Annotated in this window: 13 protein-coding genes and 3 pseudogenes; 8 read left to right on the top strand and 8 right to left on the bottom strand. The window is 45.6% G+C overall.

Features of this window, described 5'->3' with window-relative positions:
• Positions 1–221 precede the first annotated feature (221 nt).
• Positions 222–740, bottom strand: coding sequence for an Hcp family type VI secretion system effector (locus tag DA100_RS20700; protein WP_138973869.1), 519 nt, complete (start codon positions 738–740; stop codon positions 222–224).
• Positions 741–1106: 366 nt separating this feature from the next.
• On the opposite strand from DA100_RS20700, the gene DA100_RS20705 reads away from it, so the two are divergent.
• Together DA100_RS20705 and DA100_RS20710 are read left to right on the top strand one after the other, a co-directional pair.
• Entirely contained in the window at positions 1107–2576 is a 1470-nt protein-coding gene (locus DA100_RS20705; protein ID WP_138973870.1) for a chitinase, read from the top strand.
• Positions 2577–2811: 235 nt separating this feature from the next.
• Positions 2812–3408 carry a GPR1/FUN34/YaaH family transporter gene (locus DA100_RS20710; RefSeq protein ID WP_138973871.1) on the top strand — a complete coding sequence of 199 codons (597 nt, stop codon included), beginning with the start codon at positions 2812–2814 and terminating at the stop codon, positions 3406–3408.
• A gap of 130 nt (positions 3409–3538) precedes the next feature.
• Here DA100_RS20710 and DA100_RS20715 read toward each other — a convergent pair whose 3' ends face one another.
• A complete protein-coding gene (locus tag DA100_RS20715; RefSeq protein WP_138973872.1) occupies positions 3539–5077 on the bottom strand; it encodes an alanine/glycine:cation symporter family protein in 1539 nt (512 codons plus the stop codon).
• Positions 5078–5368: 291 nt separating this feature from the next.
• Positions 5369–6619, bottom strand: coding sequence for a D-amino acid dehydrogenase (locus DA100_RS20720; protein ID WP_138973873.1), 1251 nt, complete (start codon positions 6617–6619; stop codon positions 5369–5371).
• A 105-nt stretch (positions 6620–6724) separates the two neighbouring features.
• Here DA100_RS20720 and DA100_RS20725 point away from each other — a divergent pair, with 105 nt between their 5' ends.
• Together DA100_RS20725 and DA100_RS20730 are read left to right on the top strand one after the other, a co-directional pair.
• On the top strand, positions 6725–7615 hold the full coding sequence (locus DA100_RS20725; protein WP_138973874.1) for a LysR substrate-binding domain-containing protein: 891 nt from the start codon (positions 6725–6727) through the stop codon (positions 7613–7615).
• 99 nt (positions 7616–7714) lie between these two features.
• A complete protein-coding gene (locus DA100_RS20730) occupies positions 7715–8692 on the top strand; it encodes an ion channel (protein ID WP_138973875.1) in 978 nt (325 codons plus the stop codon).
• Here the strand turns inward: DA100_RS20730 and DA100_RS20735 are convergent.
• The 4 genes and pseudogenes from DA100_RS20735 to DA100_RS20750 form a co-directional block, all read right to left on the bottom strand.
• The gene (locus tag DA100_RS20735) at positions 8673–9245 is read right to left on the bottom strand and encodes a hypothetical protein (protein WP_138973876.1); all 573 of its coding nucleotides are present in this window, start codon (positions 9243–9245) and stop codon (positions 8673–8675) included. The genes DA100_RS20730 and DA100_RS20735 overlap by 20 nt on opposite strands.
• 165 nt (positions 9246–9410) lie before the next feature.
• The gene (locus tag DA100_RS20740; protein ID WP_138973877.1) at positions 9411–10136 is read right to left on the bottom strand and encodes a DUF3581 domain-containing protein; all 726 of its coding nucleotides are present in this window, start codon (positions 10134–10136) and stop codon (positions 9411–9413) included.
• Positions 10137–10368: 232 nt separating this feature from the next.
• A pseudogene (locus DA100_RS20745) lies at positions 10369–10521 on the bottom strand (1-acyl-sn-glycerol-3-phosphate acyltransferase); the annotation flags it as partial.
• Positions 10522–10769: 248 nt separating this feature from the next.
• Complete coding sequence (locus DA100_RS20750; RefSeq protein ID WP_138973878.1) at positions 10770–11732, bottom strand: L-threonylcarbamoyladenylate synthase; 963 nt, start codon at positions 11730–11732, stop codon at positions 10770–10772.
• Between the two features lie 818 nt (positions 11733–12550).
• Between DA100_RS20750 and DA100_RS20760 the strand changes: the two genes are divergently transcribed.
• Positions 12551–14896, top strand: coding sequence for a S8 family serine peptidase (locus DA100_RS20760; RefSeq protein ID WP_138973879.1), 2346 nt, complete (start codon positions 12551–12553; stop codon positions 14894–14896).
• Between the two features lie 58 nt (positions 14897–14954).
• On the opposite strand, the gene DA100_RS20765 is transcribed toward DA100_RS20760, so the two are convergent.
• Positions 14955–16274 carry an MBL fold metallo-hydrolase gene (locus DA100_RS20765; RefSeq protein ID WP_138973880.1) on the bottom strand — a complete coding sequence of 440 codons (1320 nt, stop codon included), beginning with the start codon at positions 16272–16274 and terminating at the stop codon, positions 14955–14957.
• Positions 16275–16534: 260 nt separating this feature from the next.
• On the opposite strand from DA100_RS20765, the pseudogene DA100_RS20770 reads away from it, so the two are divergent.
• From DA100_RS20770 to DA100_RS20775, 3 genes and pseudogenes are all read left to right on the top strand, one after another.
• Positions 16535–17083, top strand: a pseudogene (locus tag DA100_RS20770) (M15 family metallopeptidase); the annotation flags it as partial.
• Between the two features lie 189 nt (positions 17084–17272).
• Positions 17273–17401 carry a hypothetical protein gene (locus DA100_RS21550; protein ID WP_276608353.1) on the top strand — a complete coding sequence of 43 codons (129 nt, stop codon included), beginning with the start codon at positions 17273–17275 and terminating at the stop codon, positions 17399–17401.
• Positions 17402–17550: 149 nt separating this feature from the next.
• Positions 17551–17814: pseudogene (locus DA100_RS20775) on the top strand (S-type Pyocin domain-containing protein); the annotation flags it as partial.

Consider the following 17814-nt stretch of genomic DNA (forward strand, 5'->3'; position numbering starts at 1 on the left):
GTATTGGACACATAACTTGCGTTTCGCAGGTTTGCGTTGCAGCGAGAAGGCATCATCGCCGAGTCCTTCTATATCTATGGTGTACGCCAATGTCGCCATACGTCTCTCCTATCGTTAACACCAAGCACAAAAACCTTAAATACAAATTACCGCGACAACGGTAATTTGGGGTTAAGGCTTTCAGGAGGCTTCCTGTAGGAAGCCTCTGAAAATCAAAGTGATTAAGCTTCGATAGGTTTACGCCAATCGTCTGAACCAGACGTACCTGCGTTGACGTGATCCCAAGTGATCTTGCGGTACGACATTGAGACCGTTAGATTTTGCGTGAAGTCGGACATCGACGGATCTTGACAGTGTGGCATCTCACACTGGATATCGACGATAGACGCGTTTTCTAGCTTAGTGGTGAAGAAGTTCTCTTGTTTGCCTTCGATAGAGGTGCGGTACCATTTCAGTTCAACAGTCTTCATCTTCTCACCAGAAGAAAGCGCGTTGTACAGCAGTGGCACGGCTTTGTTGAGAGTGACAGTAAACTTGAAAGGTTTATGGACGCGTTGACCAGAAGGTTGACCAGATTGACGATCAGTCGGAACCGAAATGACGTGGTCAAACTTCTGAACCAGCATCTCGTCTTCGTGACCTTCTACATAAGAGTCACCGATAGAGTCAGCCGTACAGGCGCCCGCCGTGATCAGACCCTGAGTTTCACCGTCGATAGAAATATAACATGGAGTTGGCATAGTAAAATCCTTAGAGGTTGTGTGTAATAACACTTACTCTTGGTCAAAAAGTTGCCCGGAAGCAAGAACAGTTTTAGGCTCACTGCTATCCAGAATTACTGATAATTTTCAGATTTTGAAACCTGCATCTTCTAGTTGAGCGGGTATAGATTAATTTCCCTCTCGTTGATATTCGAGTGGGAATAATTACACCTCTAGAGCCTACGGGCTGGTTTTTTTTCGACTCATTTATCGCTTTCTGCGACTGATAAATATCGTTATTACTTTGCTCTTTGTAATCGCTCGCAACCTGACTTAGTGACTATTCTAGTTATTTTTTCCTCATCTATGCTGATACAACTTCACATACACAGGAGTTGTATAACAATGAAAACCTTACGCTTTTTAGCCGTCGCATCGGCCTTGAGTATGGGCTCAAGTGCATGGGCAACGATGAATATTCAGCCCGATCCACTAAACCCGACTGGTTTTGTTATCTCTCGCGCGGATGTTGCCGCCGTAGAGCAACAGAAGACCTCTGAACCAATGTATCAGTTATGGTCACAGGCACTTCGCACGGCTCCTAACGGCGTCGTTGAAGCCATTGATGCGGGGCTAGCCACCAATCCGGATAACGTACAGCGCGCTGAGCGCGTATTTCCTCGTGCAGAGTGGGACTTCCTTACTCAGATGGCAGCACCGGAATACACTTACACTCGCTTCCTACGTGCGATCGGTAAGTTCCCTGCATTTTGTGCTGAGTACACTGATGGGCGTGATTCTGACGCAATTTGTAAACGCTCGATCGTAACGGCATTTGCTCATTTTGCTCAGGAAACAGGAGGGCATATTGCCATTGATAACACTTGGGATAATCCGTTGGGTTTAGAAGAGTGGCAGCAAGCGTTGGTTCATGTACGGGAAATGGGCTGGTCTGAAGGTCAGGAAGGGTACACGACAGGTTGTGGTCAGAACGACTGGCAAAATAGAAAGTGGCCATGTGTCGCAGGGCAGGGGTACTTTGGTCGTGGGGCTAAACAGCTCTCTTACCACTTTAACTACGGTGCATTCTCGGAAGCGATGTTCGACGGCGATGCGTCGGTGTTACTCAACAACCCTGGGCTAGTGGCTGACTCTTGGCTCAATCTAGCATCAGCGATTTGGTTCTTTTTAACTCCGCAAGCCCCTAAGCCAGCGATGCTTCACGTTATAGACAAAACATGGCAGCCATCTCAGAGAGAGAGCGATGCAGGGATCGGCTATGGTTTTGGTACCACGATTAACATTATCAATGGTGGTATTGAGTGTGGCGAGCAGAACAAGGATAAAGGCCAGCCCGTTAACCGAATTCGTTACTGGCAAGGATTATCATCCCACTATCAAATTCCGATTGGCAGTGATGAAAAAGACACCTGTTGGCAGCAAACTCCATACGGAAGCTTAAACCTCAATGGCGCGACGGATGTGCTTTATACCAATTGGGATGGCAACTGGAAATACTATGCAGACCGTCCCGGTGGCTATTCATTTGAGTGTGAACTGGTGGGATTCCAAACGGCTTATTCCGCCTTGGTTGAGGGCGACTACGAAAAGTGTGTGACCAATTTTTATGGCTCGCATGCAAGTTGGCCAGAAGTTCGTGTGGTTGAACAGCTCGATCCTGTCGATCCTTCACCCACACCAGACCCAACGCCAGACCCAGGCGGTATGACGCAGTGGGAACCGGGCTTTACTCAAGTCGCAAATGGTGACAAAGTGACTTATAACGGCAAATGTTTTATCGCTAAAAACGGACCGGGAGTTTGGGAAACACCCGTTCAGTCCAATTGGTTCTGGGACGAAATATCCTGCCAGTAACCTGTGAGTGTTCAAACTAGAAATAAGGCCTCAATGTTGAAAATTGAGGCCTTTTGTTTTCTGCGCAATAACATAATTGGCATTTTTACCATGAGAAAGCATGAAGGTGATTAAACAAAAAGCATACTAAATGGTTTGCGTAATCTTAGATTGCAAATTCAATGTTTATCTTTTTTGTTGAACAGGATTAAACTTCGCGCGTAATTTTTACTAACATTTTTGAAAGGTGCGCAAAATGTCAACAAAACTGGCAAACCCGGCTCCATTAGGCCTTATGGGTTTCGGCATGACAACCATCCTGCTAAATATCCACAACGCAGGCTTTTTCCCAATTGACTCAATGATTCTTGCAATGGGTATTTTTTATGGTGGTCTGAGCCAAGTGCTAGTCGGCATGATGTGTTTCAAACGTGGCGATACGTTTGGTACCACAGCATTTACTTCATACGGTCTATTTTGGCTAACTTTGGTTGGTTTAATCGTGATGCCATACATGGGGCTTCCTGCAAGCCCAGCAAGCTTTATGGGTTGGTACTTGCTACTTTGGGGTGTCTTCACTGGCTTTATGTTTATTGGTTCACTGTGCTACCCAGTGGCTAAACAGATCGTTTTCGGTTCACTAACAATCCTATTCTTCCTACTTGCAGCACGTGATTTCTCTGGTAGTGAACTGATTGGTACTATCGCAGGCATTGAAGGTATTTTCTGCGGCGCAAGCGCAATCTACTTTGCAATGGCGCAAGTACTGAACAACGAATATGGTCGTACCATCTTGCCTATTGGTGAGAAAAAACAGCGCGAATCTGTTGAGCTTGAGCAGGTAGCGGCGTAATCAAGAATATTAAGTGTTGGCCAAGCCTGATTAGGTCGGCACTGAAATATATGGGAACAGTAATAACAAAGGGGTTAGCCATTGGTTAACCCCTTTTTTTTACCACTGCTTTTATCTGTTTTAGTCGAGATTAGGTTGAAGGTTGTTCAACTGGTTTTGTTTCGACTTCAGCCTCGGGTGCTTTGCCCGTTTTACGGCGGTATTTATCTTCCCAGTAGTCAGCGCCTTTGATACCAAGCTTAACAGGGTTGAATGTAAACTCAGTGACACCTTGTTTTTGCTGCTCTTCGTAGTCGTTAAGTGCTTTTAGTGCAGGTTTTGACATGAAGAAGATAATTAAGATACCCACGATGTTTAACCAAGCCATTAGGCCTACACCCACGTCACCCATTGCCCACGCAAGGTTTGCAGTCTTAACTGTACCGTAGAACACAACGGCGATTAATGCGACTTTTAGCAAGAACATTAAGCCGCTAACTTTAAACGTACGACGGATGTATGCAATGTTTGTTTCTGCAATGTAGTAGTACGCAAGAATAGTGGTGAACGCGAAGAAGAACAGCGCAACAGCAATAAACGGCTTACCGATACCTGGCAGCGCGCTCTCGATTGCCATTTGAGTAAATACAGGACCATTTGCTGCAATATCAGCAGAAATATTCTGTACTAGGAAGCCTTCTGCACCGTGTACATTGTATGCACCAGTAATGATGATCATAAATGCAGTCGCAGAACATACTAGTAGTGTATCGATGTAGATAGAGAAAGCCTGCACTAGACCCTGCTGAGCTGGGTGGTCAACGCTTGCAGCAGCGGCTGCGTGAGGACCTGTACCTTGACCCGCTTCGTTAGAGTAAACACCACGTTTTACACCCCAACCAATCGCAGCACCAACACCTGCCATAGGCGTAAATGCATCACCAATGATCATTGAGAATACGCGAGGTACTTCAGCAATGTTCAGTAGGATGATTACGAATGCTGTAATGATGTAAGCCAGAGCCATGAAAGGAACAACGATCTGAGTGAAGTTTGCAATACGTTTCACACCACCAAAGATGATGAAGGCCAGGATTACTGAAATAAGAGTACCGGTAAAGATTTTCGCAAAACTGAATGTACCGATAGCGGTTTCAATCATTTCACCAGGACCGAATGCTGCTTCTACTGCATTACCGATACTGTTTGACTGAACACCAGGTAGTAGGAAACCACATGCAAAGATAGTCGCAATAGCGAAGATCCACGCGTACCACTTCTGCCCCATCGCTTTTTCGATATAGTAAGCTGGACCACCGCGGAACTCGCCGTTGTCTTCTTCTTTATAAATCTGAGCCAGAGTTGATTCTGCGTATGCTGTTGCTGCGCCGAAGAAGGCGACAACCCACATCCAGAATACCGCACCAGGACCACCGAAACCGATCGCTGCTGCAACACCCGCAATGTTACCTGTACCTACACGACCAGATAGCGATACCGCTAGTGCCTGGAAAGATGAGATACCTTTAGATGAACTTTTCCCTGAAAGAAGTAGGCGCCACATTTCACTAAAGTGACGAACTTGAACGAATCGTGTCATGGCTGAGTAGAACAAACCTGCGCCAAGGCAAAGATAAATCAATACCGGGCTCCAGATAATTCCATTCAAAAAATCAACAATTGACTGCATAAGTAGTTTCCCTGTTTGTTTTGTAATGGTTGTTTTCTAAACAGGATATTACCCTTTCTGTGACGTAATTGTTAATTTATTTGTTTGTGGATGTGAATTTGCGTGAGGTAAAACACAAAGTGCTAAAAAATTGTTAATTAATAGCTCTGGTTGATAGTTGTTCGACAATTTATTAGCAGTAATTGCTTTGGGTGTGGGTATATTAGTGATTTGTATATTACCAATTCACTTAGTCTCACTGAAAAATATTTTGCAATTCCAGTTTAACAAAGTGAATTGTGTTGTTTGCAATTAGATGTAGCGTTCCATACTGAGTTCGCGGAATGATGCATGGCCTTGTGACGAGATAATATTCGTTAGAATGTCCGCCGACCCACATGCCATGGTCCACCCCAAAGTGCCATGACCAGTATTGGTATAAAGGTTGGAGAACGTTGTTTGACCAATAATAGGTGTGCCATCTGGCGTCATTGGTCTAAAGCCAGTCCAGTATTCTGCTTGAGAAAAATCGACGCCGTTAGGAAATAAGTTGCTAACAACATGATTTAGTGTCGCTAGCCTTTTTTCAGGTAATGCGGGAGCAAATCCTGCCAGTTCTGCAGTACCCGCAACGCGTATCCTTTCTTCAAACCGTGTCACGGCCACCTTATAGGTCTCATCCATAATGGTGGAACAAGGGGCATGATTTGGGTCGATCACCGGTAAAGTCAGTGAGTAACCTTTCACAGGGTAAACAGGGATATGTATGTTAAGCGGCGCAAGAAGGTGTTTTGAATAACTGCCCATCGCGACGACATAGCTGTCGGCATGGATTGTTCCATGTGATGTTTCGACGCCAACCACTTGATCGTTGGCAGTGATTAACTTTTCGACATGAGTATTGAACAAGAAGGTAACACCAGCTTGCTCTGCCATTGCTTGAAGCTGCTGACAAAATAGATGGCAATCGCCAGTTTCATCATCAGGTAAATAGAGACCGCCCACCAAATCACCGTTCATATTCGCTAGCCCTGGCTCTTGTGCCAGACATTGTGCCGGATCCATGAGTTGGTATTGAGTACCACTTTCTTCAAGCAGTGCGATATCTTTTTCGACCGCCTTGAGCTGAGCTGGGTTGCGGAAGATTTGTAGCGTACCTTGGGTTCTGCCCTGATAATTGAGGTCAAACTGCTTATTTAACTGAGCTAAACACTCTCGACTGCGGTTGGCAATCGTCAGCATACGAGCTTTGTTGACTCGATACTTGTTCAGTTGGCAATTGACCAACATCTGGCTTGCCCACTGGATCAGCTCAGGGCTTAGGCTAGGTTTAATCTTTAAAGGAGCGTGCTCTTCAAATAGCCATTTGATTGCCTTGGTTGGAATACCAGGAGCGGCCCATGGCGATGAGTAACCATAGGAAATCTGCCCTGCGTTAGCAAAGCTAGTTTCTTCTCCGGATCGTGCCTGCCTATCAACGACCGTCACCTCAAATCCTGCTTGAGATAAATACCAAGCACTGGTCAAACCGACCACACCGCTGCCTAAAATAACAACCTTCACGTTCAATTCTCACAGTTTTAAAAGTTTGCCAAGAATGTGCAATTTACATCTGCTTAACAATCGATAAGATTTGATACTAGCTTTTAGAAAATTTAAAGGGTGACTATGAAGTCGGCACTATTACAAGGTGTTAACCTTATTTGTATTGTTTCACGCCATCAAAGTTTAACCAGTGCAGCGAAAGAACTGAATCTAACGGTTGGTGCTGTCAGTCAACAGTTACAGCAGATTGAAGAGCGACTAGGTTTTAGTGTCTTTGAACGCCACGCTCGTGGCATACGTTTAAGTGAACAGGGACGAAAGCTGGTGGAGGCAACCAGTCATCATCTGGCGGCAATAGAAGAGAACATTTTTCAATTGACGCAGGTTTCTGAACGCAAACAGATTCGGTTAAAACTGACCCCATCCTTCGCTTTTAAATGGCTTGTCCCGCGATTAGAAAACTTTCATAGACGCTATCCTGATGTTCAGATCCATACCTTTGCAGAGGGAGCGTTGGTGGATAGCGATAATCGAAACTTCGATATTGCTATCGACTATGGGCCTTTGCCATACAAACATGCTGATGCGGAACTGTTAATGGAAGAATCGTTGCTACCAGTGATGAGTCGTGACTATTTCAATGCTCATCGTGAGATCTTGCATGGCAGCGACGAGTGGGGGAGAGTGACGTTGCTCCATGATTTAATGCCCTGGTCTGGGGCGCTAAAAGATTATGAGTGGCTGTATTGGGCATCCCATCAACGATTGGACTTTGAAACCAACCAAGGTCATTTCTTCAACCGAACTGATATGGCAATGTCGGCTGCTGAAGCTGGGGTCGGAATCGCTTTGGCGCGAGTTGCTCTATTGGATAAGGAAATTGAGCAGGGAAGGTTAACTGCTCCGTTTGTCCCCATTGCTGCGAATGCAGGTTACTTTGTGATTACGCACATAGATGACCCTTATACTCGGCTATTTAAAAAATGGCTTAGAGAACAGGTCGATACTGATTGATTTGTAAATAGTAATGGCGCGCTAATATGCACCCACTACACTTAGTAAAGATATCTGGGGCTACTAACGTCACTCTGGATATGATTAGGGGCAGTGCATATGGAATCTCACCAAGGCCAATGCAGCTATCAAAATCCTGATGGCTGGTGCTGCGATCAACCGTGTGGGGAGTCAGGACTCTGTTACTGGCATGACCCCAAAGTCGATAAAAGCAATGATGATATAAAAGACAAGGTTGAACAATGGGCCGCAGCAGGTAAACCTTTAGACGGATTTCAGTTGGCGAAAACAAATCTCGAGGATATCGATCTGGTTAACCGTGGTTCGAAAGACGGCTACCAGTGTCGGGGCGCGGATTTTTATCGGGCGAATTTGGTTGACGCCCATTTTTTCGGTTTAGATTTACGTGACTCGTCGTTAATGAAGGCGAAGTTAATCGGTGCCAACTTACATTGTGCCAAGCTCGACAACTGCAACCTACTTGGGGCAGAGTTGTCTCGTGCGAAACTGGAGAATATTGAATGGGGCAAGAGCCTTAAACAAGAGCAGGAAGCACGACGAGCAATGAAAGGGCATGACAGGAAAGCATCCATTACCTATTGCCAAGAAGCTGAAGAAGTGTGTCGAAACATACGTAAACAGTGTGAAAAGCAAGGTTTGTTCGAGATGGCGGGGGATTTCTTTAAGCGAGAAATGCGCTTTCGTCGTTACCAAATGCCATTACTCAGTTCTAAGAGGATGATCTCGAAGTTAGTGGACATGTTCTGTGGTTATGGCGAAGACCCGATAAGAGTGGTGGGTTTCTCCATCTTTCTAATTTTGATCTGCGCTTTTGCCTACTTCTTTCTCGATACGACAGGTGCGCACCCTATTTATGAAGATGTGACGGGTTGGCAGTTTTACGTGCTTGAGTTTTTCAACTCTCTCTATTTTAGTGTCGTGACATTCACAACATTAGGTTATGGTGATATATCGCCCATCGGGGTCGCTCGCTTTATCGCTGCCTGCGAAGCCTTCTTAGGCAGCTTTACCATGGCACTGTTTGTTGTGGTCTTTGTTAAGAAGATGACTCGCTAATCGATGATTGCGACAAGAGAGTAAAGCCACTTTCAAGCCATTCATCCAAGAGGATTTGGTCATCTTTGTATTGATTAGAAAAGTGTTCGATGAGTGCAGCCAGATGTTCGCCATTGTCACACATAGTGCCAGCCACCAAATCTTCTGAAACTATAATTGGGCTTGGTTGTGGTGATGCCTTTGTTTCTATTGATACAGGGATGATGAATTTAGTCTGACTGCCCAAATGATGCTTTTTAAGGCGCAGGGCTTGTTTGTGGAGCTGTGACATGTGCTGTTCATCATACTGGCTATTGTCTGAACCTATCGAGACAACAAACACTAGACCGCGATAGAGAATAATCACCTCGGTATCGAGTTCTAATTCTGGCTGATTAAAACCAAGGATCACATCACCCGCAAGATGAGGTAATTGGTTGAACTGTGTTTTCAGTAGGTCGATCTTTGATTGCCAGATAGCTTGTGCTTCATCACGTAAATGATTGAGGATGTTCTGTGTGTCGTTCTCAGAAAACTGCAATATAGATGCTGAGTAGTAGGCTTGCTGTGTCATGGGGATTGGTGTGGATGAATCAGTGTGATGGAGGCTAACCAAGATTCACTTTGAGGGCTAGATGATTGAGTGAGATTTTTGAGCTGACCAACAACTCGACGCGACTGAGCGTGTTGGTGCTACCGATCAAAAAAGGGTTACCGAATGTCGATAACCCCTTATTGATTATGCTGCGTTAGCAAACTCGGTTAGAAACGCCTCTTTGCGAGCATGGAAGCGTTCTACAAGATCATCTACCGCTTCTTGATCGTATGGTTTTAAACCACTTGCAACCATACGTTTGAGACCTTTACCAACCACTTCACCGTCTTCTTTAAAGGTAAAGTTTAGAGTCACTAAGCCACGTTTACCGTCCACATCAAATGTCGCACCGGAAAATTCCACTTCAGGGTGAGTTAGATCTAGGCGAGAAAACTCAACTTCCATGCTCTCATAGATCACTAATGGACGTTGGCAGTTGATCATCATCTGCTGCTCTTCCATTAATGGAACCATGATATGAGGGAAGTTCATGCCAGAGAACTGAACATAACTAGTGACCACATGTTCAATGAACTCAGGGTTGTGATTAACTTCCCCTTCACGAGACATATGTAAGTACTCTTTAGACTTCTCGTCTACCACTGCACTTTCTTTTTCACATTTATTTTCAACAGACAGTGCCACACCATCGTTCACCATGCCTGAGAAGTCGAAGCGCATTTTCTGGCTGATGCCCTCTTTGCTGAGCAGTACGGCGAACAATAGATCACCTGGCACGCAGAAGCGTTTGCTATCTTCATCATGGATAGGGTTAAAGTCACCCGCTACCTTTTTCGCAAAGTGGCTTGCTTGTTGGCGAGTGAACTGGAACTGATTGTTTTGTTGTGAAAAATACGGTGTTAGAAACATAAGTTTATTCATGTGGCTATAACTGCCGCGCAGTATACATCAAGCTATGCAATTAAATGGTCTAATCAGATAAATAACGGTGGCTGTCGGAGATTTGAGACAAAATTTAAACTCGTGATGAAGTGTGAATTAATCCACATATTTGAATGATTTATCAACAGTTCGCTTTCGATAACTGATATGAAAATAGGCTGACTATTTATTATTTGCCCCTTGCGTAGAAGAGTGATGTTTAGCCGACGCTAGAACGCGGTTTTGCGCCAGCTTGCAGCTCAAGTTGGGCGACTTCCAGATCAAGTTGAGCAATCTTTTCGGCCATCAGAGCATGACAGTGGTCTGCCAAGGTGCGAGCATCGTTAATGGTATAGCCAGAGGTGTCGATAGGATTACGCGGGCTAAACAGGCAGTAGACAAAGGCAAATAAAGTAGTAAAAACAACAAAAATGGCAGCCATTATCAGGCGAAGAATACTTAGCACAACTTACTCCTTCTATTTAACAATATTGCAACACGTTTAACTGGCGATTGATCCGTTGTCACTTAAATTATGGTCATTAAGATAAGAATTTGAGCGATAGGGATACAAAAACGCCCCTTGGTACAGGGGCGTTTTTGCTGATTTGTTCTCTGTGGCTACAGCTTAGACTGAGCTCGGTTTAGGCGATCATGTACCGCAAACCACTCCTCACTCACTGGTGGTCTCTCAACCCAAATTTCGTCACAACCCCATTTATCCGCTTCATCTAGCGTGCGGTAAAGATCATGTGAGTATTGCGCGACATCGGTTGGCATAGGCTTAGATTTAAAGGCCAAGCTAGGTGCAATCGGTGAATAGTGCAGACATGCGATATTTTCACCACTTGCGTTGGAAATCTCTTCCAAAGTAACCAGACGAACTTTAGTGTTTGGCTGGTAGTGACTGGTCACATTGCCTGGGACGGCAACACTGTGTGCTTTTGGCGATAGCACTTCTTCTCCGAGTACTTCTGATAACTGTGCTGCCGTTACTGGGCCTGTACGAAGAATACGGTATGGCTTTTCTGTCAGGTCGATAATGGTCGATTCAAGGCCATGGGTACAGTCCCCACCATCCAAGACAGCTGAAATTTTGCCACCGAGCGAGTTCATCACATGTTCAGCCGACGTCGGGCTAAGTTTTTTGTATGGATTCGCAGAAGGAGCCGCAACGGCCATTCCCGATGACTTCAATAACGTACTGAAAACGTCGTGCGCAGGCATACGAATACCAATGGTCTCTAAGCCACCAGTCACAACAGAGGTTGCTTGTGGCGCTTTATTTAGCAATAGCGTCACTGGCCCCGGCCAAAATGCCTCAGCAATCGTATAGGCTTGTGCTGGAATATCACGCGCCCAGTCAGACAGCTGCTCAACATCACCGATATGAACAATCAGCGGATGGTTAGCTGGTCGACCTTTCGCCGCGAAGATCTTCTTCACTGCTTCTGGGTTAGATGCATCTGCTGCCAGTCCGTAAACCGTTTCGGTTGGAATCGCGACCAATTCACCACGCGCTAAAATCTGTTTAGCTAGTTCGATATCTTGGTTGTCGCTTGCTGAAAGGTGCTGCGTTTTCAATGTCTCGTCCTCAAAGGAGCAGTGTGGATAGAAAATCTAAGCCGGCTATTTTAACCATGTTTTTCAAACTTTCGATGTTTAATTTCAGCATATTTGTATCGATTGATAATCTTTTTCTATATCAACCTATCTTTCAATCGCTTAACTACACGATGGCAAGGGGAGCGACCTTACCCGCATCTCGACGCATGGGACGTTTTACCGGTTAGCGTAATGATGATGCCACGTGATGCATAGTTGAAGGTGCCAGCTCACCAGAGTAACGCTCATCACCGAGCCACTCACTCTCCGCGCCCCAGTAAATATCCTCTTCAGGTTCCCAAATATCTTCGCGACCATCAGAGCTTTGAGATCCGCTTTGAGGTTGAGGGCTTTAAAGGCTTCTGCGTAGTTGAAGTTTTCATCTAACGGATTCGACTTCTTATCGTTCTGATGCAGTATTTTGAGATTTAATTGATTGAGCCACCTGCCGCGACTAGGGTTTGACCTTAATCCTAGGGAGGTTATTCGTTTGAGTAAGCATGGCATGGGAGTGGATCAATTGCAGATTCTTTACTCCTATTTGTTTGATAGGAAAAAACGATAGAAAAATTCTCTGATTTAGCGCTGTGTGAAGGTGGAAGTTAACTTTGGTTTGTATTTCATCGACTAAAGCCACGAGTCGAGCGAGTGAGTAAAAAAGGCTTGTCGGCTAACTGATTGATGTTGAGTAATCGGGAGGCTCTGAGGAGGATTTCATTACAAAGCGTTATTTTACAGTTGTTCATTTATTGACCAAACTATTATTAGCGTCCTGAAGTCCGTCATGGAGAAGTGCTATGCGCCTAGTGAAATCCTTTATTCCAGCTTTATTCCTGTGGGCAACCTTCTCAGTTGTCACATTTAGTGTCTTAGCGAACACCGTGCAAAGCAATCAGGAACGCGTCAGGCCGGGTACGGTTATATACCAAATCGATGCCAACGCTTCGCCAAGCGATCTAAAAGGACTTAACAGCCTACTCAAGAGCCAAGGATTGGTTTCTGAACGTATCCTTGAAGGCAGTCAAATCGTCATCGCCACTTTTGAACACCATGGTCGAGAAAAGGCGATTGCCAAAATTCTTAGTAGTAGTGGGTATGTTGCTTTTGCAGAAGCGGATTACGCAATGGAACCGACTTTACAGCCCAATGATCCCATGTTTGGTAATCAGTGGCACCACAATAATGTAAATAGCCGACAGGCTTGGGACATTACTACTGGCAGCTCATCGATACTGGTCGCAGTGTGTGATACAGGTTTTGACGTCAATCATCCAGATCTTGGCCCAAACCTACGACTCGATCTCGCCTACAACGCTCAAGATGGATCTAACTATATTTACGATGCCAATGGTCACGGTACAGGGACGGCAGGAACCTTAGGTGCAGTAGGTAATAATTCAACTGGCGTTGCGGGTGCGAATTGGAATGTCGATATTATTCCCGTTCGAATCGCTATCAGTGACAACAACAGCTCTGCCTATATCTCTACGATGGCGGTCTGTATTGAATACGCCGCGGATAGAGGGGCACGTGTGGTCAATTTAAGTTACGGAGGCATCCAATACGAGACCATTAATGCGGCTGCTCAATATTTGCGAAATCGTAATGGTCTGTTGTTTATGTCGGCGGGTAATAGTGGATTACAGCATGCGACTTATCCAGACTTCACCAGTTTTGTTGGTGTTGGGGCAACAGATCGCAACAATGAACGAGCCAGTTTCTCTAGCTGGGGGGATTATGTTGACATCACCGCCCCCGGTGTCGAAATCCTCACCACATACCCTGACAACCGCTACGTATACTACAGCGGTACATCATTCTCTTCTCCATTGACGGCTGGGATTGCCGCGTTAATGGTAGCGGCAAATCCAAATATTACCCCAGATGACATAGAAAATGGCTTGTTTAGTACGGCTGTTGATATTGGCGTTGTTGGTGACGATAACGTATTTGGACATGGTCTCGTTGATGCAGCAGGCGCTGTAGCTTATGCATTGAATGCGAGCGGTATGAACCCTCCAACCGCAGAGATAGTCTTGAGCGCGAACTCAATTGCCTTTGGTACCCCTGTGGACTTTGATAGCAGCAACTCCTCTGACAGCGAAGGTGGGAATATCGTCAGTTATGATTGGAATCTTGGTGATGGTACTACCTCTGATCAGGTTGCTATTAATGAGCACGTCTATGCTCAAGCTGGCAGTTATGAGGTGACCTTAACGGTTACCGATAACGATGGTCTATCGGATTCGACGTCGACAACCGTTCAAGTGACGACCGATTTGCCCAATGCGGTTGTTGCGATCGACAACCCCGCGGTCAGTTATGGGATTGGGGAGGTCGTTTACTTTAATGGGCTAGGCTCGAGTGATCCGGATGGCTCCATCGTCGCCTATGATTGGAACTTTGGTGACGGGCAAAACAGCGTTGGAGTGAATGCCTCTCATGCGTACGCGTCGGCAGGTGATTTTATGGTGACACTGACGGTGACGGATAATGCTGGCGCGATGAACAGCAGCAGTGTCAATGTGTTGGTTATTGACCAAGATGCTCTCAATGCTGCTACGGATCTGGCGGCTTCGGTTGATGGCTTAAATGTGAGTTTGAGTTGGCAAGACAACAGCGCCAATGAGACAGAATACGTCGTTGAACGAGGAACCAAATATCGCGGTAAAGTGAGTTTTATCGAGATCGCGACGTTGCCAGCAGATACGACATCTTATCTCGATACGGTGCCGAATACCGGAGAATATCGCTATCGAGTTAATGCAAAAAATAGTGTTAACCAAGCAACATCAGACACCCTTATTGTTAGTGTCACCAGCGATTCTGGCGGTACGGGACCTGGTCCTCAACCCGGTAGTTTAGCGGCGCCGAGCAATCTGATTTTGACTCAAAATGGCAACACTATTTCCTTAACTTGGTCAGACAACTCTGATAATGAAGGCGGCTTCTATATCGAGCGAGGGTTGAAACGTAAAGGTCAATTCTCTTTCGTTCGAATTGGAACGGTAGGCATTAACGCGACCCGTTTTGATGATGATATTAGCGCTTTACCGACAGGAAGTTATGGTTATCGCGTGCAAGCGTTTGATGGCTCCGCAACGTCCGGATTCAGTAATATTGTCGAAATACGTAAAAAATAGCTTTTACGTCAAACTGTCAGCTCAAAAAAATAAGGCTGCGTTGTTCGCAGCCTTATTTCTATTCGATAACTTGATAATCTCGGCGGCGAAGGAGCGCTGCAAATTGGGATTTAGTGGCTGGCTCACCATGAATCAAATGAATCGCTTGCGGCTTAGCAGGGATTCCTTCGATAAAACGCAGCAGATCCGATTGGTCTGCATGGGCTGAGTAACCTGACATGGTATGAACCTGTGCCAATACTTCCACCTGCTCATCGTCAATCTCAATGTCGACGCAGCCAGATTGAATGGCACGACCAAGTGTTCCTTCCGCTTGATAGCCAGCGAGCAAAATATCGGTGCGTTGATCTGGCAGCAAGGCTTTAAGGTAGTCCACTATGCGACCTCCCTGACACATTCCTGAAGAGGCGACGACTATCGCAGGTTCTCCGGTCGATTTAAGTCGGTTAACCAGTCGGAGGTGGGTGCGAAAATCTTCAACTGTGATGCATTGCTCGAACGCGAGTGGATGGCGTTGGTTTTGCAGTCTTTGCTTGGCTTCATTGCCCCACAATTGCTTGAAACGGCGATAGGAACGGGTGACTTTCTGTGCCATGGGAGAATCAAGGATTATAGGGATCTTGGTATCTATCTGATGCTCAAATACCAGTTGCTCGATATCAAAGAGCAGTTCTTGAGTTCTGCCGACACTAAACGCTGGTATCAGTATGGTTCCGCCGTCTTCAAGAGAACGATCGATGATGGCTTTCAGCCGCAAGGAGCGCGTGGTGATATCTTCGTGTTGTGTATCGCCGTAGGTAGTTTCAATAAACAGATAGTCGGCTTGCTGGGGCGAGACAGGATCGGGCAGTAATGGTGTGTTCGTTGGGCCTAAATCACCAGAAAAAACGACGATCTCTTGGTTGGGTAAGCACAACTCAACATAACAAGAGCCTAGAATGTGCCCAGCTTGTTGCAGACGTATCTGGATTGAGTCAGATTGTTTGCTATCGAGAGAGAACCAATGATCATAGGGGTAAGGACAGAGCTGGCGCTTGACTCGTTCTAACACCCGCTGTGCTTTTTTTGCGGTGAGCCCCAGTTGTAACTTAAGGTTATCTTCGAGCATCAGAGGGACCAGTTCCGCAGTGGCTTCCGTACAAAATATTGGCTGTTTAAATCCCGCAGCGAGCAACCAGGGTATCCGCCCAATATGGTCGATATGACTATGAGTTAGAATCAGCCCATTGAGCTGTTTGATTGGGAAATCAGTCTCAAGCGAGCGAGCATCTTGCCCTTGAAATAAACCACAGTCGATTAACAGAGCCTGATTGTCATGCCTCAGTTCATGACATGAACCTGTGACCGTATGTTTCCCACCGTGATGTATGATTTCCATCTTTCTCTCCGAGTTATTCTGAGTTGACTTTGCCTTCAAGTCACCAGCAATACAAAGTGAGTAATCCGAATTGCGAATTTGCAGTGTTTTCTAGGTAATTATGAATTAACTCAGCCAGTTATTTGTGATCGAATGTCTCGTTTCTCACCGATTTTATCCGCTTGAAGGCGCAAGACTAAAGATGCAAACTAGCGAAAAGTTAGTTGGGTTAGAGGTGGATTTGAGCCTACCTCTCAATCTCTAAAAGAAGGAAATTCTACGTGAAAAATTGGTTACTGCCTTTGCTATTCCTTTCGATAAGTGCCACCAGTCATGCTCAGGTTGCGCCTGTCTCAGAATGGCAATGCGGGATGATGAAAAAGCAGGGCGTATTGACTTCTGGAGCTCCGGTAGGATGTGAACGCCTGGCTAAGGTTGACTTTGATTTTATTGATTTCTCTGGGCAAACCCAGCGAGGGAGCGTGATCGTCCTTGATATTGTCGCTCCTTCAGTGGAACGCCTTTTTGCGGATTTGTATCAACGCCGTTTCCCACTCCATTCTGCGAAATTGATGCGAGAATTTAAAGGGGATGACGACGCATCGATGGCAGCGAACAATAGCAGCGCGTTTAATGCTCGGCCGATCACGAGCGGTTCTAGTTGGTCGAAACATGCTTATGGCGTCGCGATAGACGTTAACCCCGTGCAAAACCCATTCGTAGAGTTTGCCGATAATGGCCAGATTTTTGTCAAACCTGCACAATCTGCAACACGTTATGTCAACCGGACTCGCTATAGGGCTCGAGAAGAGATCGAACGTCAGGGCATGGTGGTGAAAAGGCGCGAGCATACTGCGCATATCTAACGGTTCATGGTAGTTAGGCATCACTTTTTGGTTCAATAGAGAGTAATAATTTCAGTGGGTTAGAAGGGGTTTTATAGAATATTGCTAACATTAAGGGCTTCTTAAGTTTCGCATTTTATCTTACAGGTAATGAACCAAGGTAAGGTGACGCTCATGAAACCTCAAACTCAAGCCACGCATTTTCAGCTCGACGTCGCGACACTACACAACGCATCTATTGAGCTGTTACCAAGAAAAGACGATTGCAATGAATTTATCGTTCGCTGTAGTGCGAATCAATAACCTTGCCGTGTGTTTACTGTCTTAGAAATAAGCAGATTATCACGACATATGTGATATCTATTCAATTGATTTTATATCCAAACTATAGATATAAAAGCGCAAGCTAGGTAACCTTTGAGCCACTCATAAACGATTCAATAGGGCATGGCGTGGGGTATAAGACCGTTGAACTTATCCATTTGATGGCGCACGAATTTCAGCAAGTGGAAGGGGATTTTGACTCCTTGTCTGAAAGTGAACTCAAAGAGGTGACCCCATCCGGCATGGGATATGACCGATTTATTGAGCAATTAAAGCAAGGCCATTTGCTGCTACTGAATGATTCTCCGCGAGTTCCGCTGTTGATAAAAGAGAGCGATGGCTTAGCGCATTCAGATTGGGAGCTAAATCCCCATGTTCGCGACAACCTCGAC

The organism is Vibrio sp. Hep-1b-8, assembly GCF_006124995.1.
GTDB lineage: Bacteria > Pseudomonadota > Gammaproteobacteria > Enterobacterales > Vibrionaceae > Vibrio.